Source organism: Staphylococcus sp. EG-SA-2 (assembly GCF_017152085.1).
Window position 1 is genome coordinate 1 of the sequence record NZ_JACYHC010000285.1, and the last position, 424, is coordinate 424.

Sequence of the window (424 nt, forward strand, 5' to 3'; positions counted from 1 at the left end):
TTTCTAATTTTATTAAGGCATCAGGTAATTCTCTTTTAAATAGCTCTTTACCTGATGTCGGGTTATAAATGATTCTAGCACGTTTCCTCATATCTTATCCCTCTACTTAAAATTCATATATTTTAACTTCATCTTTGTTTCGTCTAATAGGGAGTGGGACAGAAATAATATTTAACAAAATTTATTTCGTTCTACCCCAACTTGCATTGTCTGTAGAATTTCCTTTCGAAATTCTCTTTGTTTGGGGCCCCACCCCAACTTGCACATTATTGTAAGCTGACAGAAAGTCAGCTTCTATGTTGGGGCCCCACTAGAATTGAAAAAAGCTTGTTACAAGCGTATTTTCTTTCAGTCAACTACTGCCAATATAACATTGTAGTGCCTAGGACATTGAATTTATGACCCAGGCTCAGTCTTATTTCAT

1 protein-coding gene is annotated in these 424 nt (G+C 35.4%); it reads right to left on the minus strand.

Annotated features, from left to right (window positions below; all coding sequences use genetic code 11):
- The coding region (locus IDG60_RS22040) for a hypothetical protein (RefSeq protein ID WP_241013329.1) at positions 1–91 on the minus strand (91 nt) is incomplete at its 3' end.
- Between the last annotated feature and the right edge of the window lie 333 nt (positions 92–424).